Origin of the sequence: Streptomyces sudanensis (assembly GCF_023614315.1) — a bacterium.
In the GTDB taxonomy this organism is placed as follows: domain Bacteria; phylum Actinomycetota; class Actinomycetes; order Streptomycetales; family Streptomycetaceae; genus Streptomyces; species Streptomyces sudanensis.
Genome location: NZ_CP095474.1, coordinates 1,514,406 through 1,533,162, shown reverse-complemented (window position 1 = coordinate 1,533,162; position 18,757 = coordinate 1,514,406). Strand labels below are relative to the sequence as shown.

Sequence of the window (18,757 nt, the reverse complement as noted above, 5' to 3'; positions counted from 1 at the left end):
TGCCCGCGTCCCCCTGTCCCGCCGCTTCGCCATTCCTCCGCCCTCCCGCGTCAGTTGGGGCTCGTCGGAGCCCGCGTCAGCTCGACCGCCGGCAGCGAGGGCAGGTGCCGCAGCACCGCGGTCTCGGCGCGCAGCAGCCGCAGTTCCTCGCGCAGCCGGGTCGCCGTGTCGGGCGCCTGGAGCAGCCGCTGCTTCGCCGGCGTGTCCAGCACCGCGGCGGCGGCCACCAGGTACGACACGACCGACGGCTCGTCGGGCAGCTCGGCGCCCGTGGCCAGGGACCGCTCGCGCGCCCCCGCCAGCCGCTTCTGGTACGTGCGGAAGGCCCGCAGCACGCCCTCGGCGAGCGCGCCGGCGTCCTCGCCCCGCGGCTCCTCCAGCTCCTCCACCTCCGCGGTGAGGAAGGGGCCGCCCGCGTCGACCGACAGGATCCTCACCCGCTTCGTCCCGGTCGCGAGGACCTCGAAGCCGCCGTCCGGCCGCTCCCGGATGGTCGCCGCGTCGGCGACGCACCCCACCCGGTACAGCGCCGCGGCCGGGTCGGGGCCGAAGCCCGCGGCGGGCCCGCGTTCGGGGAGCGCCGTCGGGTCGGGCAGTCCCGGCGCGGTCCGCGCCACCTCGTGCCCGTCGCGGATCGCGACGACGGCGAAGCGGCGCGGCTGCGACTCGTCCGTCTTGAGCAGCTCGCGCATCATGGCGCGGTACCGCTCCTCGAAGACGTTCAGCGGCAGCACGAGGCCGGGGAAGAGCACCGAGTTCAGCGGGAACAGGGGCAGGCGAGCGGTGGTCACAGCGGTCAAGCGTAATGGCCGCCCGCCGCCGCCCGCCGCCCGCCCGGCCGTCCGCCCGCCGCGCGACGCCCCGCGGCGGNCGGACGGCCTCCGGCGACCGCGGCGCCCGTCCGGCGGCCCCGGCGCGGCGTCAGCGCCCCCGGCGCACGCTCGCGCGCCGCGCCATGTCGCGCGCCTCCAGGAACCGCCCCAGCGGGTCCCCGCCCTCGTCCATCGCGGCGGACCAGGGGTACGACGTGGCCCGCGCCCCGATGAGCCGGAACTGCTCCAGGGCGGCCGTCCACCGCCGCCGCGCCATCAGCACGCACGCCAGGAGGTTGCGCATCTCGGCCGGCCACGGGTCGCCCACCGGGTGGCGGGCCGACAGCTCGGCCGCCAGGTCCGCCGCCGCGTCCACCCGCGCCGCCGACACCCCGCCCCCGCCGCCGCCCACCAGCTGCGCGTACGCCGCCCGCAGCGGCAGCGCCCGCACCAGCGAGCCCGGCAGGGAGTCGAACGCCGCGGCCTCCGCGAAGTCGAAGCACACCCGGTGCGAGCCCCGGCAGCGGACCGCCAGGTACTCCAGCGCCGACACGTGGCATCCGTGGTGGTGCGGGGAACGGCGCACCGCCTGCTCCCACAGCGCCTCGAACAACGCGTCCGGGGCCTCGCTGCCGCGCGCGTGGTCCAGCGCGATCCGCCAGGGAACCGGGTCGCGGGGCGCCGCCTCGGCCGCCGCGTGGACCATCGGCTCGATCTCCCGCAGCCGCTCGACGCGGGTGGGCGACGCCCAGGCGCGGTCCACGGCGAGCTGCGCCGCGACGAGCAGCGCGTCCGGGTCCTCGGGCGCCTGCGCCCGCCACGCCGTCAGCCAGTCGCCCCGGCCGCGGGCGAAGGCGGCGAGGCGCACGACGTACCGGTCGCGGTACTCCCACTCGGCGGCGTGCCGGGTGGCGGCGAGGAGCCCGGCGGCCGGAATGTGATCCCCGAGCGCGGCGGCGACCAGGGCCGGTCCGAGCCGGTCGTCGGGGGCGTCCAGCAGGACGGAGCCGTCCGGCGGCAGCCCGTCGCGGGGCGGTCGACCGGGCCGGACCGTGCGCGCGTTGCCCATCAGGGCGCGGAGCAGAGACATCGTGCGGCCCATTGAAAACCGCAGGTGGAGGCCGCGCCAGAGGCAGGCTGTGAAGCTTTGGTGGGGGCGGGAAGGTTGTCCTGCCGAACGTCAAGAGGAAGTAAAGAAAGCGGCGGCGCGGTCGCCGGTGGGGAGGCGCGGCGCCCGCCGCCGCCGCTGCCCCGACCGCCCCGCGGCCCGCCGCCCGGTCAGTGCCGGCCCAGCAGCCGCGACGCGCCCGCCGCCACCGCCGTGGCCAGAATCCATCCCACCAGGACCAGCGCCGTCGACAACCACCGCCACGGAGCCGACAGCCGCCAGTACCCCTCCTGCCCGAGGTTGATCACCGGCAGCAGCAGGTCCAGCGTGTAGAGGACGGCGTCCCACTGCGGGAACTCGTCCCGCTTGATCGGGACCGGCTCGTAGCAGGAGAAGGCCAGCGCCCCCGCCGCCCACAGCACCGCCATCCACACCGCCGCCCGGCCCGGCCGGTAGCCGTACGCCACCGTCCAGTCCTGGAGGTACCCCCACAGCTTCGCGGCGAGCGGCAGCGTCTCCCGCCGCCGCCGCTGCTTGGTGAGCAGCACCTCCCGCGCGTCGGCGTCCTCGCCGCAGCCGCGCAGCACCGTCGCCAGCCGCTCGTACGGCTCCGGCGCGTACTCGGGGGTCGCCGCCGCCACCCACTCCAGCCGCCGGGCCAGCGGGAAGTGCCCGTACGGCACGAGGTTCTCGTACACGAACCCGCCGATCGCCAGGCCGCCGGGCCCCGGCCAGCTGCTGGCCTGGTCGACGAGCGTCACCACCTTGGCGCCGTTCAGCACCACCCGGCCCTCCTCCAGCGGCTCGCAGGCGAACCGCAGCTCCGGGGTGACGATCCTGCGCAGCGACAGCTCGTCCCTGCGCGCCGACGACAGCACGAACCGCGCCTGGTGCAGGTCGACCGCGTCCCCGAACCGCCCGTCGTCCAACCGCATGCCGCCCCGGCACTCGAAGGGCCGCATCCGGGTGCCCCGCATCGGCGTGTTGACGTCCACCAGCCCGTGCGGCGGCGTCCCGCCCGGGTGGTCGTCCGGGCCGCCCACCGCGTCGCTCACCCACGCGCCCGTCAGGTACAGCGTCCGCTCCACGCTCAGCTGCGGCGCGTTCAGGGCGCGCCGCCCCTCCGCGCCCCGCAGCCGGCTGCCGCGCAGGCTCAGCGACACCCCGACCTTCGCGCCGCGCATGCTGAACTCGCCGTACGTCTCGATCAGTTCGGCCTGGAGGTCCTGCGCCACCGACATGCCGTCCGCGACGATCGCCCTCCCGCGCCGGTCCGGCTGCACGTGGATCTGGCTGATCAGCAGGTCCGTGCCGATCTGCGCGTCCGTGAGCCGCACCCCGCGCGCCACCCGGCAGCGCGGCAGGTGCAGGTCGCCCTCCGTGTGCAGCCGGGCCGCCTCCAGGCGGGGTATCGCGCAGCCGATCAGCCGCAGCGTGGTGAACCGGGACTCCGGCAGCACCACCTCCTCGTCGAAGACGCACGTCTGCAGCTCCACGTAGGGCGCGATCGTGCCGCCCGCCAGGTCCAGCCGCCCCGTGATCCGCGCCCCGCGCACCTTCAGCGCGGAGACGCGCCCCGCCAGCGCCGGCGGGCCGGACAGCAGCAGCCGGGCCATCACCCGCGCCCGGACGCACCGCTCCCGCGGCCACGCCCGCGGCGCGAACGGGTCGTCCAGCACCGGGTGGCCCGACCGCAGGTCGTACCACGCGCCTATCCGGAACGCCTGCCACATCCCCAGCTCGGCGGGGGTGAGGTCGCCGGGCATCTCGTCGTCGTGCCCGCCGTGCGGGCCGTCGCGGTCGTCGTGCGGTCCGGTCAACGCCGCCCCCTCACTTCCCCGGGTCGTACGGCTGTTCTTCCCGCTGGGTGACGGGCTGAATGCTAACCGTCAGGGGTGACATCCGGGGAGTGGTCTGGCGCGTACCGGCCAGTGATACGGAGGACCGGGGCCGCGCGCCGGTCTGCGAGAATTGACCTGTGATCTCACGTATCGATCTGCGAGGCGACGCCCTGCCGAGCGGCGGCGCCCTGCGCGACCTGCTGCCCCGTGCCGAGTTCGACGTGGAAGCCGCCCTGGAGAAGGTGCGGCCCATCTGCGAGGACGTACGCCATCGGGGCGACGCGGCGCTGATCGACTACGCCGGGAGGTTCGACGGGGTCGCCCTCGACCAGGTGCGGGTTCCGGCCGCCGCGCTGACCCGCGCCCTGGCGGAACTGGACCCGGCCGTGCGCGCCGGCCTGGAGGAGTCGATCCGGCGCGCCCGGATCGTCCACCGCGAGCAGCGCCGCACCACCCGCACCACGCAGGTCGTCCCCGGCGGCACGGTCACCGAGAAGTGGATCCCCGTCGAGCGGGTCGGCCTGTACGCGCCGGGCGGCCGTTCGGTCTACCCCTCGTCGGTGGTCATGAACGCCGTGCCGGCGCAGGAGGCCGGCGTCGGGTCGATCGCCCTCGCCTCCCCGCCGCAGGAGGAGTTCGGCGGCCTGCCGCACCCCACGATCCTGGCCGCCTGCGCGCTCCTCGGGGTGGACGAGGTGTACGCCGCCGGCGGCGCCCAGGCCGTCGCCATGTTCGCGTACGGCACGGAGAGCTGCGCCCCCGCGAACATGGTCACCGGCCCCGGCAACATCTGGGTCGCCGCCGCCAAGCGGTACTTCACCGGCCGCGTCGGCATCGACACGGAGGCCGGGCCCACCGAGATCGCCGTCCTCGCCGACGCCACCGCCGACCCCGCCCACGTCGCCGCCGACCTGATCAGCCAGGCCGAGCACGACCCGCTCGCCGCCGCCGTCCTGGTCACCGACTCCGTCGAGCTGGCCGACGCCGTCGAGCGCGAGCTGGAGCCGCGGATCGCCGCGACCAGGCACGTCCAGGACCGCATCCTGCCCGCCCTGCGCGGCCGGCAGTCCGCGATCGTCCTCGTCGACGGGATCGAGGAGGGCCTGCGCGTCGTCGACGCCTACGGCGCCGAGCACCTGGAGGTCCAGACCGCCGACGCCGCCGCCGTCGCCGGGCGCGTCCGCAACGCCGGCGCGATCTTCGTCGGCCCCTGGTCGCCGGTCTCCCTCGGCGACTACTGCGCCGGCTCCAACCACGTCCTGCCCACCGGCGGCTGCGCCTGCCACTCCTCCGGACTGTCCGTCCAGTCCTTCCTGCGCGGCGTCCACATCGTGGACTACACGCGCGAGGCCCTCGCCGAGGTCGCCCACCACGTGGTCACCCTCGCCGAGGCGGAGGACCTGCCGGCGCACGGCGCGGCCGTGAAGGCGCGCTTCGCCGGGGACGGGCGGGACGAGCCCGGCACGGGAAGGGCGCCGCTGCGATGACCGGCACGAGCGTTGGCGACCTGCCCGTCCGCGACGAGCTGCGCGGCAAGTCCCCCTACGGCGCGCCCCAGCTCGACGTCCCCGTGCGCCTCAACACCAACGAGAGCCCCTACCCGCTGCCCGAGCCGCTCGTGGAGCGCATCGCGGAGCGCGTGCGGGAGGCGGCCCGGAACCTCAACCGCTACCCCGACCGCGACGCCGTGGAGCTGCGCACCGAACTGGCCCGCTACCTCACCCGCACCACCGGGCACGAGGTCGGCCCGGCGCAGGTGTGGGCGGCCAACGGCTCCAACGAGGTCCTCCAGCAGCTCCTGCAGGCGTTCGGCGGCCCCGGCAGGACCGCCCTGGGCTTCGAGCCCTCGTACTCCATGCACGCGCTGATCTCCCGCTCCACGGGCACCGGCTGGATCGCCGGCCCCCGCCGCGAGGACTTCGGGCTGGACGTGGCGGCCGCCTCGGCGGCCATCGCCGAGCACCGCCCCGACGTGGTGTTCGTCACCTCCCCCAACAACCCCACCGGCACCGCCGTCGACGCCGGCACCGTCGTCGCCCTCCACGACGCCGCCCAGGCCGCCAAGCCCTCCCTGGTCGTCGTCGACGAGGCGTACGTCGAGTTCAGCCACCGCCCGTCGCTGCTGCCGCTCGTCGAGGGCCGCCCGCACCTGGTGGTCTCCCGCACCATGTCGAAGGCGTTCGGCGCCGCCGGACTGCGCCTGGGCTACCTCGCCGCGCACCCGGCCGTCGTCGACGCCGTCCAGCTGGTGCGCCTGCCGTACCACCTGTCCGCCGTCACCCAGGCCACCGCGCTCGCCGCACTCGAACACACCGATACGCTGCTGGGGTACGTCGAACACCTCAAGGCCGAACGCGACCGGCTCGTCACCGGGCTGCGCGCCGCCGGCTACGAGGTCACCGACTCCGACGCCAACTTCGTCCAGTTCGGACGCTTCGAGGACGCCCACGCCGCGTGGCGGGCGATCCTCGACCACGGCGTCCTGGTCCGCGACAACGGCGTACCGGGCCGGCTGCGGGTCACCGCGGGCACCCCGCAGGAGAACGACGCGTTCCTGGACGCGGTTCGCGCCATTCGGAAGGAGCACAGCTCATGAGCCGCGTAGGACGGGTCGAGCGCACCACCAAGGAGACGTCCGTCGTCGTCGAGATCGACCTCGACGGCACCGGCAGGGTCGACGTCTCGACCGGCGTCGGCTTCTTCGACCACATGCTCGACCAGCTCGGCCGCCACGGGCTGTTCGACCTGACGGTCAAGACCGACGGCGACCTGCACATCGACTCCCACCACACCATCGAGGACACCGCCCTCGCCCTCGGCGCGGCCTTCCGGCAGGCCCTCGGCGACAAGGTCGGCATCCACCGCTTCGGCGACTGCGCGGTCCCGCTGGACGAGTCCCTCGCCCGGGTCACCGTCGACCTCTCCGGCCGCCCGTACCTCGTGCACACCGAACCGGAGAACATGGCGCCGATGATCGGCGCGTACGACACGACGATGACCCGGCACATCCTGGAGTCGTTCGTCGCCCAGGCCCAGATCGCGCTGCACGTCCACGTCCCCTACGGGCGCAACGCCCACCACATCGTGGAGTGCCAGTTCAAGGCCCTCGCCCGCGCCCTGCGCCAGGCCGCCGAGCGCGACCCGCGCGCCGCCGGCATCCTGCCCTCGACCAAGGGCGCCCTGTGAGCGGCGCACGCGCGGCCGCCGGGCCGCGGGCGCACGCCGNCCNNNNGCGCCGCGCGGCCGCGGAGACGTACGGGGGGACGCGGTGACCGGACTGTCGACCGTCCTGATCGTCGTCGGCCTGTTCCTGGCCGGCGGCGTCTACTCCTTCACCCGGCAGAAGATGCCCAAGGGGCTCGTCGTCCTGCTCGCCGTCGCCTCCGGCATGTGCCTCCTCGCCGGAGTACTGAGGATCCAGGGAATCTGGGAGTGACCCGAATGAACAGCGGCACCGCGAAGAAGGTCGTCGTCCTCGACTACGGCTTCGGCAACGTCCGTTCCGCGGAACGCGCCCTCGCCCGCGCGGGCGCCGACGTCGAGATCACCCGCGACTACGACACGGCCATGAACGCCGACGGGCTCCTCGTCCCCGGCGTCGGCGCCTTCTCCGCCTGCATGGCCGGACTGAAGGAGGCCCGCGGGGACTGGATCATCGGCCGCAGGCTGGCCGGCGGCCGGCCCGTCATGGGCGTCTGCGTCGGCATGCAGGTCCTGTTCGCGCGCGGCGTCGAGCACGGCGTCGAGACCGAGGGCCTCGACGAGTGGCCCGGGACGGTCGGCCCCCTCCGGGCGCCCGTCGTCCCGCACATGGGGTGGAACACCGTCGATGCGCCCGGGGACAGCGAGATGTTCGCCGGGATCGACCCCGGGGAGCGGTTCTACTTCGTGCACTCGTACGCCGTGACCGACTGGTCCCTGGAGACCTCCAACCCCGCCCTGCGCGCCCCCCGGGTCACCTGGTCCACCCACGGCGAGCGGTTCGTCGCCGCCGTCGAGAACGGCGCCCTGTGGGCGACCCAGTTCCACCCGGAGAAGTCCGGCGACGCCGGCGCCCTGCTGCTCGCCAACTGGCTCAAGACCTTCTGACCGACCTCCCGCACCCTCCCAGAGGCTAGGACCGCCGAAGATGACCAAGCTCGAACTCCTCCCCGCCGTCGACGTACGGGACGGCCAGGCCGTGCGCCTCGTCCACGGCGAGTCCGGCACGGAGACCTCCTACGGCTCCCCGCTGGAGGCGGCTCTGGCCTGGCAGCGGGCGGGCGCCGAGTGGCTCCATCTGGTCGACCTCGACGCGGCCTTCGGCACCGGCGACAACCGCGACGTGATCAGCGAGGTCATCCGGGCCGTGGACCTGAAGGTCGAGCTGTCCGGCGGCATCCGCGACGCCGCCGCCCTCGACGCGGCCCTCGCCACCGGCTGCACCCGCGTCAACCTCGGCACGGCCGCCCTGGAGTCCCCCGAGTGGGTCGCCGAGGCCGTCGCCGAGCACGGCGACCGGATCGCGGTCGGCCTCGACGTGCGCGGCACCACCCTGCGCGGCCGCGGCTGGACCCGCGACGGCGGGGACCTGTACGAGACGCTGGAGCGCCTCGACTCCGAGGGCTGCGCCCGGTACGTCGTCACCGACATCGCCAAGGACGGCACGCTCCAGGGCCCCAACCTGGAGCTGCTGCGCGGCGTCTGCGCCGTCACCGACCGGCCCGTCGTCGCCTCCGGCGGCGTCTCCTCCCTCGACGACCTGCGCGCCATCGCCGAACTGGTCCCCCTGGGCGTCGAGGGCGCCATCGTCGGCAAGGCCCTGTACGCGAAGGCCTTCACCCTGGAGGAAGCGCTCGCGGCGGTGTCCGCATGACGGCCTCCCCGCGCAGGATCGGCACCGGCACCCCCTGGGAGGAGCAGCTCGGCTGCTCCCGCGCCGTGGAACTGCCCCACGGCCTCGTCCTGGTCTCCGGCTGCACCGCGGCGACCGACGGCGGCGTCGCCGAGGGCGGCCCGTACGAGCAGACCGTCAACGCCTTCGACGCGGCGTTCGACGCGCTCGGGCGGCTCGGCCTCGGCCGCGGGGACGTGGTCCGCACCCGCGTGTACCTCACCCACGCGCGGGACCTGGAGGAGGTCGGCCGCGCCCACAAGGAGCTGTTCGACGCCGTCCGCCCCGCCGCGTCGATACTCGTCGTCTCCGGCCTCCTCGACCCCCGGCTCGTCGTCGAGGTGGAGGTCGAGGCGTACCGCGCGAACGGAGGTGCCGCGTCGTGAGCCTCGCGGTCCGAGTCATCCCCTGCCTGGACGTGGACGGCGGCCGCGTCGTCAAGGGCGTCAACTTCCGCAACCTGCGCGACGCGGGCGACCCCGTCGAGATGGCGAGGCTGTACGACGCGGAGGGCGCCGACGAGCTGACGTTCCTCGACATCACCGCCTCCTCCGGCGACCGGGAGACCACCTACGACGTGGTGCGGCGCACCGCCGAGCAGGTGTTCATCCCCCTCACCGTGGGCGGCGGCGTGCGCGGCGCCGACGACGTGGACCGGCTGCTGCGCGCCGGCGCGGACAAGGTCGGCGTCAACACGGCCGCGATCGCCCGGCCCGAACTGATCAGGGAGATCGCCGAACGGTTCGGCAGCCAGGTGCTCGTGCTGTCCGTGGACGCCCGGCGGTGCACCGGGGACGCGGCCACGCCGTCCGGGTTCGAGGTGACCACGCACGGCGGGCGCCGGGGCACCGGCATCGACGCCGTGGAGTGGGCGCACCGGGCCGCGGAGCTGGGCGCGGGGGAGATCCTGCTGAACTCCATGGACGCCGACGGCACGAAGGACGGCTACGACACCGCGATGATCGCGGCGGTCCGCGAGCACGTCGCCGTACCGGTGATCGCGTCCGGCGGCGCCGGCCGGCTGGAGCACTTCCCGCCCGCGATCGGGGCCGGCGCGGACGCCGTCCTGGCGGCGTCCGTGTTCCACTTCGGCGACCTGCGGATCGGCGAGGTGAAGACCGCCCTCCGGGAGGCCGGCCACCCCGTCCGCTGAGCCGTCCGGCCCGGCGGCCCGCACCGGGGACACCCGGTGCGGGCCGCCGGGCGGCGCGGCGTCACCCCAGCGGCTGGGCCAGCTGGACCAGGTTGCCGACCGTGTCGTCCAGGGCGGCCGTCAGCACCGGCCCCTGCTCCGCGGGCTCCTGCGGGAACGCCACGCCCAGCCCCCGCAGCCGCTCGTACTCGGCCCGCAGGTCGTCCACGCCGAAGACGACGCACGGCAGCCCCGCGGCCCGCAGCCCCGCGGTGTACTGCCGGGTGATCGGGCTGTCGCTCGGCTCCAGCAGCAGCTCCACGTCCTGACCGGGCGCGCCGACGGTGAGGAAGAGCGCCCCGCCCAGGTCGACGCGGGTGCGGGTCTCGAAGCCCAGGACGTCGGTGGAGAAGGCGTGCGCCTTCTCCACGTCGTCCACGTACACGTTGGTCATCGCGATCCTGATCGCGGCCTCAGACCCCCAGCCGCGCCCGGAGGACGCGGTCGACCGCGTCCGCGTCGCCCGCCGGCTCCACCCGGGCGGCCTCCTGCCGCCCGTGCAGGAACAGCGTCAGCTCGCCCGGCTCGCCGGTCACCGTCACCACCGGCGTGCCGCGGTGCGCGACGGCCGTCTGGCCGTCCGGGCGGCGCACGACGAGCCCCACGGGGCAGCGGCGCCCCATCAGGCGGGCCGTCCGCTCCAGCCGGGTCCACAGCGCGTCCGCGAACACCGGGTCGATCTCGCGCGGCGCCCAGTCCGCCCGGGCCCGCCGCACGTCCTCGGCGTGGACGTAGAACTCCACGGTGTTCGCGCCCTCGTCGACCTGCTTGAGGGAGAACGGCGACATGCGGGGCGGGCCCGCCCGGAACAGCCGGACCAGCTCCTCGTACGGCTTGGCGGCGAACTCCGCCTGCACCCGCTCCAGCCGGCCCCGCAGCGGTTCCAGCAGGACGCCCGCCGCCGCGTCGGGGCGGCGCTCGCGCACCACCAGGTGCGCGGCCAGGTCGCGGGTGGTCCAGCCGTCGCAGAGGGTCGGCGCCTCGGGGCCCACCGCCTCCAACAGATCGGCCAGGACGAGTCGTTCGCGCTTCGCATGGGTGGACATGACCGCCAGCGTACGGGGGCCGGCCCCGCTCCGCCCGGCGGACGCGGCCCGAACGCCCCGCGCCGCGCGGCACAATGACGTCATGAGCAGCAACCTCGACCCGGCCATCGCCGCCCGCCTCAAGCGCAGCCCCGACGGGCTCGTGCCGGCCATCGCCCAGCAGTACGACACCGGCGAGGTGCTGATGCTCGGCTGGATGGACGACGAGGCCCTCCACCGCACCCTCACCACCGGCCGCTGCACCTACTGGTCGCGCAGCCGCCGCGAGTACTGGGTCAAGGGCGGCACCTCCGGCCACGTCCAGCACGTCAGGTCCGTCGCCCTGGACTGCGACGCCGACACGATCCTCGTCAAGGTCGACCAGGTGGGCGCCGCCTGCCACACCGGGGACAGGACGTGCTTCGACGCCGGCGTGCTCCCGCTGGGCGAGTAGGGTCGGACGCCATGGACCTCGACACCTTCCGCAAGCTGGCGGCCGACCGCCGAGTGATCCCCGTCAGCCGCCGCCTCCTCGCGGACGGTGACACCCCGGTCGGCCTCTACCGCAAACTGGCCGCCGAGCGCCCGGGGACCTTCCTCCTGGAGTCCGCCGAGAACGGCCGCTCCTGGTCCCGGTACTCCTTCGTCGGCGTCCGCAGCGCCGCCACCCTGACCGTGCGCGACGGGCAGGCGCACTGGCTGGGCACGCCGCCCGCCGGCGTCCCGGTCGACGGCGACCCGCTGGAGGCGCTGCGCGCCACCGTGGAGGCCCTGCACACCCCCCGCGACCTCTCCGCGCTGCTCGGGGACGGCATGCCGCCCTTCACCGGCGGCATGGTCGGCTACCTCGGCTACGACGTCGTGCGGCGCCTGGAGCGCGTCGGCGACCACGGCGCGGACGACCCGGGCCTGCCGGAGCTCACCATGCTGCTCACCTCCGACCTGGCCGTCCTCGACCACTGGGACGGGACGGTCCTGCTGATCGCCAACGCCATCAACCACAACGACCTCGACACCGGCGTCGACGAGGCGTACGCCGACGCCGTCGCCCGGCTCGACGCCATGCAGGCCGACCTCACCGGGCCCGCCGGCTCCGGGCCCGCCGTCCTGCCGCCGTCCGAGCTGCCCGAGTACACCGCCCACTGGGGCGGTGAGGCGTACCGGCGGGCCGTGGAGGACGTCAAGGAGCGCATCCGCGCCGGCGAGGCGTTCCAGGTCGTCCCCTCGCAGCGCTTCGAGACGCCCTGCACGGCGAGCGCCCTGGACGTCTACCGGGTGCTGCGGGCCACCAACCCGTCCCCGTACATGTACCTGCTCCGCCTCGGCGGCTTCGACGTCGTCGGCTCCAGCCCGGAGGCGCTGGTCAAGGTCGAGGCCGGGCGCGCCATGGTCCACCCGATCGCCGGCACCCGCCCGCGCGGCGCGACCCCGCAGGAGGACCAGGCCCTGGCCGACGAGCTGCTCGCCGACCCCAAGGAGCGCGCCGAGCACCTCATGCTCGTCGACCTCGGCCGCAACGACCTGGGCCGGGTCTGCGAGCCGGGCTCCGTCGAGGTCGTCGACTTCATGTCGATCGAGCGCTACTCGCACGTCATGCACATCGTCTCCACCGTGACCGGCCGGGTCGCCCGGGGCCGCACCGCCTTCGACGTGCTGACGGCCTGCTTCCCCGCCGGGACGCTCTCCGGGGCGCCCAAGCCCCGCGCCCTGCAGATCATCGAGGAGCTGGAGCCCACCCGCCGCGGCCTGTACGGCGGCGCCGTCGGCTACCTGGACTTCGCGGGCGACTCCGACACCGCCATCGCCATCCGCACGGCCGTGCTGCGCGACGGCACCGCCTACGTCCAGGCGGGCGCCGGAGTGGTCGCCGACTCCGACCCGGCCGCTGAGGACGCCGAGTGCCGCAACAAGGCGGCGGCGGTGCTGCGGGCCGTCCACACCGCCAACCGGATGAGCCGCGTCTGAGGCGGATGGGGGATAGTGGGACACGTGAGTGCCGCATCCGTACCCCAGCCCCGTACCGCCCGACCGGGCGGGGCGGCGACCGCCGGAGGCGCCCGCCGCAGCCTCGCCGCGGCCCTGCTCCTCGGCGCCCTCGGCGCCGCCGTCGTCCTGCTCGCCTCCGGCCGCGTGTGGATCGAGGGGCACGTCACGGGCGTCGGCGGCACCGTCGCCCTGCGGGCCTCCGGGGGCGACGTCACCGGCCTGCCCGCGGCCCTGGCCGTCGTCGGGCTCGCCGCCCTCGTCGCCGTCCTCGCCACCCGCGGCGCCGGCCGCCGCGTCGTCGCGCTGCTCCTCGCGCTGAGCGGCGCCGGCGCGGCCGCTGCCGCCCTCCTCGGCGCGAACGACGGCTCCGTCCTCGACGAGCGGGCGGCCCGCACCGCCGGGGACACCGCCGCGCGGGCCGCCGGCCTGACCCAGACGCCCTGGCCGTACGTGACGGCCGCCGCCGCCCTGCTGATCCTCGCCGCCGGGCTGATCGCGCTGCGCCACGGCCGGTCCTGGCCCGCCATGTCCGGCCGGTACGAGCGCGACGGCGGGCCGCGCGCGGGCGCCGCCCGCCGGACCGGCGACCCCGACCGGCCGGAGGAGCTGTGGAAGGCCCTGGACCGCGGCGAGGACCCCACGGACGGCACCTGACCGGTGTCTTCCGGCGGGTGCGGCGCACCCCGGATCACCTGGCGCGCACGCGTGCGGGAGAATGGCCGTGAGCGTCCGCACTTGGCGGGGCCTCACCACAGAGCGACATTCAACGAGGAGCAACTCATGGCGGGCAGCGCCCACGGACACACCCCGGCCGCCTGGACCGGTGTCATCATCGCCTTCATCGGTTTCTGTGTCGCCGGCGTCTTCATGGTGGCGGCCAACCCGCTCGGCTTCTGGGCCGGGATGGCCGTCGTCCTGCTCGGCGGTGTCGTCGGCGCGGCGATGAAGGCCGCCGGTCTCGGCCAGCCGAAGGAGTCGCGGGAGCTGACCGAGGCGCGCGCCGAGGCGGGCCGCGCCCAGACCGCGTCCTGACCCCGCGTACGCCCCCGGCCCCCGGCCGGACGCGAGGCGCGGTCCGGCCCCGCCGGGCTGCGCCTTCCCGCGGCGGCGGCGACAATCGGCGCGTGGACGCCACGACACCGCACCTCCCGCCCCCCGGCCGCACCCCGCGCACGCCCCCGCCGCACCGCCGGCTCCTGCCGCCGCTGGGCACCCTGGCGGGCGCCGCGGCGGCCTTCGCGTACGTCGGCGCCGTCGACCCGAACGAGCCCGGCCACTACCCCGTCTGCCCCCTGCTGCGGTACACGGGGCTGTACTGCCCCGGCTGCGGCGGGCTGCGCAGCGCCCACGCCCTCGTCCACGGCGACCTCGCGACCGCCCTCGGCGCCAACGCCGCGGCGGTCGCCGCCTTCGCCGCCTTCGCCGTGTTCACGGTGCTCTGGCTGGTCAGGGCCGCCCGCGGGCTGCCCGTGCGGTTCGATCCGTCCCCGGCGCTGCTCTGGACGCTGGGCGGGGCGTGGGCCGTCTTCGCCGTCGTACGGAACCTGCCCTTCGGCTCCGCGCTCGCCCCGTGAGGGCGCGGGCCGCCGGCGCGTCGGCCGGATGCGGGCCGCGGCCCCTCCTGCGGATACCATCGAGGATGTCCGGCCCGATCGAACACCACCCTCCCGGAAGGGGGCCCCTCGCGTGAGCGTGCTCGACGAGATCATCGAAGGCGTCCGCGCCGACCTCGCAGAGCGACAGGTGCGGGTGACCCTCGACGAGCTGAAGGCCCGGGCCGTCAGGGCCCCCGAGGCCCGCGACGGAGCCGCCGCCCTGCGGGGCGAGGGCGTCAAGGTGATCTGCGAGGTCAAGCGCTCCAGCCCCTCCAAGGGCGCCCTGGCCGCCATCGCCGACCCGGCGGGGCTCGCCGCGGACTACGAGGCGGGCGGCGCGGCCGTGATCTCCGTCCTCACCGAGCAGCGGCGCTTCGGCGGCTCCCTCGCCGACCTGGAGGCCGTCCGCGCGCGGGTCGACGTGCCGGTCCTGCGCAAGGACTTCGTCGTCACCGCGTACCAGCTCTGGGAGGCCCGCGCGTACGGCGCGGACGTCGTCCTGCTGATCGTCGCCGCCCTGGACCAGTCCGCGCTGGTCTCGCTGATCGAGCGCGCCGAGTCCATCGGCCTCACCCCGCTCGTGGAGGTCCACGACGAGGAGGAGGCCGCCCGCGCCGTGGACGCGGGCGCCCGGGTCATCGGTGTCAACGCCCGCGACCTGAAGACCCTCCGGGTGGACCGCTCCACCTTCGAGCGCGTCGCCCCCGAGATCCCCCCGCACATCGTCAAGGTCGCCGAGTCCGGCATCCGCGGCCCGCACGACCTGATCGCGTACGCCAACGCGGGCGCCGACGCGGTGCTCGTCGGCGAGTCGCTGGTGACCGGCCGCGACCCGAGGGCCGCCGTCGCCGACCTCGTCGCCGCCGGTGCGCACCCGGCCCTGCGGCACGGACGGGACTGAGCCCCCGCCGTGTCCGCCGTTCCCGCGACCCCCGCCCCGGTCCGCGTCCGCGCGGTCCCGGCCGCGCCCCCGGAGGCGTACGCCCGGCTCGCCCGCGGCTGCCGCCCCCGGGGCTGCCGGGCGCCCGCGCGGCGGGTGCGGGGGCGGCGCGTGCGGTACGTCATCGGTTCCGAGCCCGGCCAGGTCGACGGCATGCGATGGCGCTCCCGCGGGGGGCGGGCCACGGCCGCCTGACGAGCCGCGTCCGGTTCGCGGGCCCCGCCCCACGGCGTTGTGTCCATCCACGCTCACCGTGAGGTTTCCGCATGTCCAGCGAGTTCTTCCTGCCCGATCCGGAGGGCCGCGTGCCGGACGCCGAGGGCTACTTCGGCGCCTTCGGCGGCGCGTTCATCCCCGAGGCGCTGGTCGCCGCCGTCGACGAGGTCGCGGCCGAGTACGACAAGGCCAAGGCCGACCCGGCGTTCGCCGCCGAGCTCGACGATCTGCTCGCCCACTACACCGGCCGTCCCAGCGCGCTCACCGAGGTGCCCCGGTTCGCCGAGCACGCCGGCGGCGCCCGGGTGTTCCTCAAGCGCGAGGACCTGAACCACACCGGCTCCCACAAGATCAACAACGTGCTGGGCCAGGCCCTGCTCACCCGGCGGATGGGCAAGACCCGCGTCATCGCCGAGACGGGCGCCGGCCAGCACGGCGTCGCCACCGCGACCGCGTGCGCGCTGTTCGGCCTCGACTGCACCGTCTACATGGGCGAGGTCGACACCCGGCGCCAGGCCCTCAACGTCGCCCGCATGCGGATGCTCGGCGCCGAGGTCGTCGCCGTGAAGTCCGGCAGCCGCACCCTGAAGGACGCCATCAACGAGGCGTTCCGCGACTGGGTCGCCAACGTCGACAGCACCCACTACCTCTTCGGGACCGTCGCCGGACCCCACCCGTTCCCGGCCATGGTCCGCGACTTCCACCGGGTCATCGGCGTCGAGGCGCGCCGGCAGGTCCTGGAGCGCGCCGGGCGCCTGCCCGACGCCGTGGTCGCCTGCGTCGGCGGCGGCTCCAACGCCATCGGCCTGTTCCACGCGTTCATCCCCGACGGGGGCGTCCGCCTGATCGGCTGCGAGCCGGCCGGGCACGGCGTGGGGACCGGCGAGCACGCGGCGACCCTGAACGCCGGCGAGCCGGGCGTCCTGCACGGCTCCCGCAGTTACGTCCTCCAGGACGACGAGGGCCAGATCACCGAGCCGTACTCGATCTCCGCCGGCCTGGACTACCCCGGCATCGGCCCCGAGCACGCCTACCTGAAGGACACCGGCCGCGGCGAGTACCGCGCCGTCACCGACGACGAGGCCATGCGGGCCCTGCGCCTGCTGTCGCGCACCGAGGGCGTCATCCCGGCCATCGAGTCCGCGCACGCGCTCGCCGGGGCCCTGGAGGTCGGCCGCGAGCTGGGCCCGGACGGGCTGATCGTCGTCAACCTGTCCGGCCGGGGCGACAAGGACATGGACACCGCCGCCCGCTACTTCGGGCTGTACGAGACGGACGCCGAGGTCGCCGCCGACGAGGCGGGCGACGGCGCGGAGATCGAGGAGGACGCCAGGTGAGCGGCAACATCCGGCTGCTGGCCGACACCCTGGCCGCCGCCCGGGCGGAGGACCGGGCCGCGCTCGTCGCGTACCTCCCGGCCGGCTTCCCCACCGTGGACGTCGGCATCGAGGCGGTCAAGGCCGCCCTCGACGGCGGCGCCGACGTGGTGGAGGTCGGCCTGCCGCACAGCGACCCCGTCCTGGACGGCCCCGTCATCCAGACCGCCGACGACATCGCCCTGCGCGGCGGCGTGCGCATCGCGGACGTGATGCGCACGGTCCGCGAGGCGTTCGAGGCCACCGGCAAGCCGGTCCTCGTCATGACGTACTGGAACCCCGTGGACCGGTACGGCGTGGAGCGGTTCGCCGCCGAGCTGGCCGAGGCGGGCGGCGCCGGGTGCATCCTGCCCGACCTCCCCGTCCAGGAGTCGGCCCTGTGGCGGGAGCACGCCCGGAAGCACGACCTGGCCACCGTGTTCGTCGTCGCGCCCAGCAGCCGGGACGAGCGGCTCGCCGCCATCACCGCCGCCGGCACGGGCTTCGTGTACGCCGCGTCCCTCATGGGGGTCACCGGCACCCGGGAGTCCGTCGGCGGGCAGGCCGCCGACCTGGTGCGGCGCACCCGCGCCACCACGGACCTGCCGGTCTGCGTCGGGCTCGGGGTGTCCGACGCCGGGCAGGCCGCGGAGGTCGCCTCCTTCGCCGACGGCGTCATCGTCGGCTCCGCCTTCGTCAAGCGGCTCCTCGACGCCGGCGACCACGCGGCCGGAGTCGCGGCCGTACGGGAACTGGCGGGCGAACTGGCCCGGGGCGTGAGGCGGGTCCCCTAGCTCGTACGGGTGGTTGTGCGACCGGGGAGGCGCGCAGGTGCCTCCCCGGTTCGTTTCCCGGGCGTGAACGAGAAGAACAGGGCAGGGAAGCAGAGCGCCCGCCGGCGGCTCCAGATCGAACGCGAACGCGAACGGGCCCGCGAGAAACGCCGCCGCCTGGTGCTGGTGGTGGCGGCCGTGGCCGGGGTGCTCCTCCTCGCGGCCGTCGCCGGCGTCATCGCGGCCAGGACCGGAGGCAAGGACGACACGGCCGGCAAGGGCCCGGTGACCGCGCCGTCCGGCGCCGTCGGCGAGGACCGGCTGGTCATCCCGGTCGGCGCGCCGGACGCCCCCGCCACGCTGACGGTGTGGGAGGACTTCCGCTGCCCGGCCTGCGCCATGTTCGAGAACGGCTTCCGGGAGACCGTTCACGAGTTGGAGGCCGCCGGGCAGCTGCGGACCGAGTACCGGTTCGCCACGCTCATCGACGGCAACATGGGCGGCAGCGGCTCGCTGAACGCGGCGAACGCCGCGGCGTGCGCCCAGGACGCCGGGAAGTTCAGCGCCTACCACGACCTGCTCTTCGCCAACCAGCCGGAGGAGCCCGACGACGCCTTCGCCGACGACGCGAAGCTGTTCGAGCTGGCGGCGAAGGTACCGGGCCTCGACACCCCGGCCTTCCGCTCCTGCGTCGCCGAGGGCACCCACGACGGCTGGGTCGACGCCTCGAACGAGGCGTTCCGCGCCGGCGACTTCCGGGGCACGCCGACCGTCCTGCTCAACGGCGAGCCGATCTTCCCCGCGAAGGACGGCGAGCAGATCTCCCCGGCGAACCTCAGGAAGTGGGTCGCGCAGGCCAACGAGGGCAAGAAGCCCGGCACGGCGGCACCGTCCGCCGGAACCTCCGCGCCGGGTACGGAGCCCGGGACCGGACCGCGGTCGGAGCCGCCCGGCGGGGCCGGCGGGGGCGCGGACCCCGCGCACTGACGGCGGCCCTCCGCGCGCCGACGCCGGAGGCGGCGCGGAGNNCGGGGCCGGGCG

Annotated in this window: 23 protein-coding genes; 18 read left to right on the top strand and 5 right to left on the bottom strand. The window is 75.5% G+C overall.

Going from position 1 to position 18,757, the window contains the following annotated elements; translation table 11 throughout:
* Positions 1 to 50: 50 nt before the first annotated feature.
* From MW084_RS07060 to MW084_RS07050, 3 genes are all read right to left on the bottom strand, one after another.
* Complete coding sequence (locus MW084_RS07060) at positions 51 to 791, bottom strand: LON peptidase substrate-binding domain-containing protein (protein ID WP_010476349.1); 741 nt, start codon at positions 789 to 791, stop codon at positions 51 to 53.
* A gap of 130 nt (positions 792 to 921) precedes the next feature.
* On the bottom strand, positions 922 to 1,902 hold the full coding sequence (locus tag MW084_RS07055) for a hypothetical protein (RefSeq protein ID WP_158684378.1): 981 nt from the start codon (positions 1,900 to 1,902) through the stop codon (positions 922 to 924).
* 188 nt (positions 1,903 to 2,090) lie between these two features.
* Positions 2,091 to 3,686 (bottom strand): hypothetical protein, encoded by a 1,596-nt coding sequence (locus MW084_RS07050; RefSeq protein WP_029553896.1) that lies wholly within the window; start codon positions 3,684 to 3,686, stop codon positions 2,091 to 2,093.
* A 212-nt stretch (positions 3,687 to 3,898) separates the two neighbouring features.
* On the opposite strand from MW084_RS07050, the gene hisD reads away from it, so the two are divergent.
* The 8 genes from hisD to hisF all read left to right on the top strand — a co-directional run bounded on the left by hisD (position 3,899) and on the right by hisF (position 9,787).
* Positions 3,899 to 5,248, top strand: a complete 1,350-nt coding sequence (gene hisD, locus MW084_RS07045) for a histidinol dehydrogenase (protein ID WP_010475623.1) — start codon at positions 3,899 to 3,901, stop codon at positions 5,246 to 5,248.
* Positions 5,245 to 6,357, top strand: coding sequence for a histidinol-phosphate transaminase (locus MW084_RS07040; protein WP_010475621.1), 1,113 nt, complete (start codon positions 5,245 to 5,247; stop codon positions 6,355 to 6,357). Before hisD ends, MW084_RS07040 begins: the two co-directional genes overlap by 4 nt.
* Entirely contained in the window at positions 6,354 to 6,947 is a 594-nt protein-coding gene (hisB, locus tag MW084_RS07035) for an imidazoleglycerol-phosphate dehydratase HisB (RefSeq protein WP_010475620.1), read from the top strand. Before MW084_RS07040 ends, hisB begins: the two co-directional genes overlap by 4 nt.
* A gap of 46 nt (positions 6,948 to 6,993) precedes the next feature.
* On the top strand, positions 6,994 to 7,197 hold a 204-nt coding region (locus MW084_RS07030; RefSeq protein ID WP_275563860.1), incomplete at its 5' end, for a hypothetical protein.
* A gap of 5 nt (positions 7,198 to 7,202) precedes the next feature.
* Entirely contained in the window at positions 7,203 to 7,850 is a 648-nt protein-coding gene (gene hisH / locus MW084_RS07025; RefSeq protein WP_010475615.1) for an imidazole glycerol phosphate synthase subunit HisH, read from the top strand.
* A 40-nt stretch (positions 7,851 to 7,890) separates the two neighbouring features.
* Positions 7,891 to 8,616: a bifunctional 1-(5-phosphoribosyl)-5-((5-phosphoribosylamino)methylideneamino)imidazole-4-carboxamide isomerase/phosphoribosylanthranilate isomerase PriA gene (gene priA / locus MW084_RS07020; RefSeq protein ID WP_010475614.1), complete on the top strand. Its 726-nt coding sequence runs from the start codon at positions 7,891 to 7,893 to the stop codon at positions 8,614 to 8,616.
* The gene (locus tag MW084_RS07015; RefSeq protein WP_010475611.1) at positions 8,613 to 9,020 is read left to right on the top strand and encodes a Rid family hydrolase; all 408 of its coding nucleotides are present in this window, start codon (positions 8,613 to 8,615) and stop codon (positions 9,018 to 9,020) included. The genes priA and MW084_RS07015 overlap by 4 nt, the downstream gene beginning before the upstream one ends.
* Positions 9,017 to 9,787, top strand: a complete 771-nt coding sequence (hisF, locus tag MW084_RS07010) for an imidazole glycerol phosphate synthase subunit HisF (RefSeq protein ID WP_010475609.1) — start codon at positions 9,017 to 9,019, stop codon at positions 9,785 to 9,787. The genes MW084_RS07015 and hisF overlap by 4 nt, the downstream gene beginning before the upstream one ends.
* A 61-nt stretch (positions 9,788 to 9,848) precedes the next feature.
* On the opposite strand, the gene MW084_RS07005 is transcribed toward hisF, so the two are convergent.
* On the bottom strand, positions 9,849 to 10,220 hold the full coding sequence (locus tag MW084_RS07005; RefSeq protein WP_010475607.1) for a VOC family protein: 372 nt from the start codon (positions 10,218 to 10,220) through the stop codon (positions 9,849 to 9,851).
* 19 nt (positions 10,221 to 10,239) lie between these two features.
* Positions 10,240 to 10,872, bottom strand: coding sequence for a TIGR03085 family metal-binding protein (locus MW084_RS07000; protein ID WP_255130245.1), 633 nt, complete (start codon positions 10,870 to 10,872; stop codon positions 10,240 to 10,242).
* 82 nt (positions 10,873 to 10,954) lie between these two features.
* Here MW084_RS07000 and hisI point away from each other — a divergent pair, with 82 nt between their 5' ends.
* The 10 genes from hisI (at position 10,955) to MW084_RS06955 (ending at position 18,703) form a co-directional block, all read left to right on the top strand.
* On the top strand, positions 10,955 to 11,305 hold the full coding sequence (hisI, locus tag MW084_RS06995) for a phosphoribosyl-AMP cyclohydrolase (RefSeq protein WP_029553770.1): 351 nt from the start codon (positions 10,955 to 10,957) through the stop codon (positions 11,303 to 11,305).
* A gap of 11 nt (positions 11,306 to 11,316) precedes the next feature.
* The gene (locus tag MW084_RS06990) at positions 11,317 to 12,816 is read left to right on the top strand and encodes an anthranilate synthase component I (protein ID WP_010474193.1); all 1,500 of its coding nucleotides are present in this window, start codon (positions 11,317 to 11,319) and stop codon (positions 12,814 to 12,816) included.
* Positions 12,817 to 12,840: 24 nt separating this feature from the next.
* The gene (locus tag MW084_RS06985; RefSeq protein WP_010474192.1) at positions 12,841 to 13,491 is read left to right on the top strand and encodes a TIGR02234 family membrane protein; all 651 of its coding nucleotides are present in this window, start codon (positions 12,841 to 12,843) and stop codon (positions 13,489 to 13,491) included.
* A gap of 126 nt (positions 13,492 to 13,617) precedes the next feature.
* Positions 13,618 to 13,869, top strand: coding sequence for an HGxxPAAW family protein (locus tag MW084_RS06980; protein WP_010474191.1), 252 nt, complete (start codon positions 13,618 to 13,620; stop codon positions 13,867 to 13,869).
* Between the two features lie 92 nt (positions 13,870 to 13,961).
* A complete protein-coding gene (locus MW084_RS06975) occupies positions 13,962 to 14,411 on the top strand; it encodes a DUF2752 domain-containing protein (RefSeq protein ID WP_010474190.1) in 450 nt (149 codons plus the stop codon).
* Between the two features lie 112 nt (positions 14,412 to 14,523).
* Positions 14,524 to 15,333 (top strand): indole-3-glycerol phosphate synthase TrpC, encoded by an 810-nt coding sequence (gene trpC / locus MW084_RS06970; protein ID WP_010474189.1) that lies wholly within the window; start codon positions 14,524 to 14,526, stop codon positions 15,331 to 15,333.
* 9 nt (positions 15,334 to 15,342) lie between these two features.
* The gene (trpM, locus tag MW084_RS24520) at positions 15,343 to 15,567 is read left to right on the top strand and encodes a tryptophan biosynthesis modulator TrpM (protein WP_010474188.1); all 225 of its coding nucleotides are present in this window, start codon (positions 15,343 to 15,345) and stop codon (positions 15,565 to 15,567) included.
* 71 nt (positions 15,568 to 15,638) lie between these two features.
* Complete coding sequence (gene trpB, locus MW084_RS06965; RefSeq protein ID WP_010474186.1) at positions 15,639 to 16,925, top strand: tryptophan synthase subunit beta; 1,287 nt, start codon at positions 15,639 to 15,641, stop codon at positions 16,923 to 16,925.
* On the top strand, positions 16,922 to 17,737 hold the full coding sequence (gene trpA, locus MW084_RS06960) for a tryptophan synthase subunit alpha (protein ID WP_010474185.1): 816 nt from the start codon (positions 16,922 to 16,924) through the stop codon (positions 17,735 to 17,737). Before trpB ends, trpA begins: the two co-directional genes overlap by 4 nt.
* Positions 17,738 to 17,800: 63 nt before the next feature.
* Positions 17,801 to 18,703: a DsbA family protein gene (locus MW084_RS06955; RefSeq protein ID WP_010474184.1), complete on the top strand. Its 903-nt coding sequence runs from the start codon at positions 17,801 to 17,803 to the stop codon at positions 18,701 to 18,703.
* Positions 18,704 to 18,757 lie beyond the last annotated feature (54 nt).

Coding starts and splice junctions, on each gene's coding strand:
- MW084_RS07055 (WP_158684378.1), bottom strand. CDS start 1,902: ATGTCTCTGCTCCGCGCCCTGATGGGCAACGCGCGCACGGTCCGGCCC.
- MW084_RS07050 (WP_029553896.1), bottom strand. CDS start 3,686: ATGCCCGGCGACCTCACCCCCGCCGAGCTGGGGATGTGGCAGGCGTTC.
- MW084_RS07040 (WP_010475621.1), top strand. CDS start 5,245: ATGACCGGCACGAGCGTTGGCGACCTGCCCGTCCGCGACGAGCTGCGC.
- hisB (WP_010475620.1), top strand. CDS start 6,354: ATGAGCCGCGTAGGACGGGTCGAGCGCACCACCAAGGAGACGTCCGTC.
- hisH (WP_010475615.1), top strand. CDS start 7,203: ATGAACAGCGGCACCGCGAAGAAGGTCGTCGTCCTCGACTACGGCTTC.
- priA (WP_010475614.1), top strand. CDS start 7,891: ATGACCAAGCTCGAACTCCTCCCCGCCGTCGACGTACGGGACGGCCAG.
- MW084_RS07015 (WP_010475611.1), top strand. CDS start 8,613: ATGACGGCCTCCCCGCGCAGGATCGGCACCGGCACCCCCTGGGAGGAG.
- MW084_RS07005 (WP_010475607.1), bottom strand. CDS start 10,220: ATGACCAACGTGTACGTGGACGACGTGGAGAAGGCGCACGCCTTCTCC.
- MW084_RS07000 (WP_255130245.1), bottom strand. CDS start 10,872: ATGTCCACCCATGCGAAGCGCGAACGACTCGTCCTGGCCGATCTGTTG.
- hisI (WP_029553770.1), top strand. CDS start 10,955: ATGAGCAGCAACCTCGACCCGGCCATCGCCGCCCGCCTCAAGCGCAGC.
- MW084_RS06990 (WP_010474193.1), top strand. CDS start 11,317: ATGGACCTCGACACCTTCCGCAAGCTGGCGGCCGACCGCCGAGTGATC.
- MW084_RS06980 (WP_010474191.1), top strand. CDS start 13,618: ATGGCGGGCAGCGCCCACGGACACACCCCGGCCGCCTGGACCGGTGTC.
- trpB (WP_010474186.1), top strand. CDS start 15,639: ATGTCCAGCGAGTTCTTCCTGCCCGATCCGGAGGGCCGCGTGCCGGAC.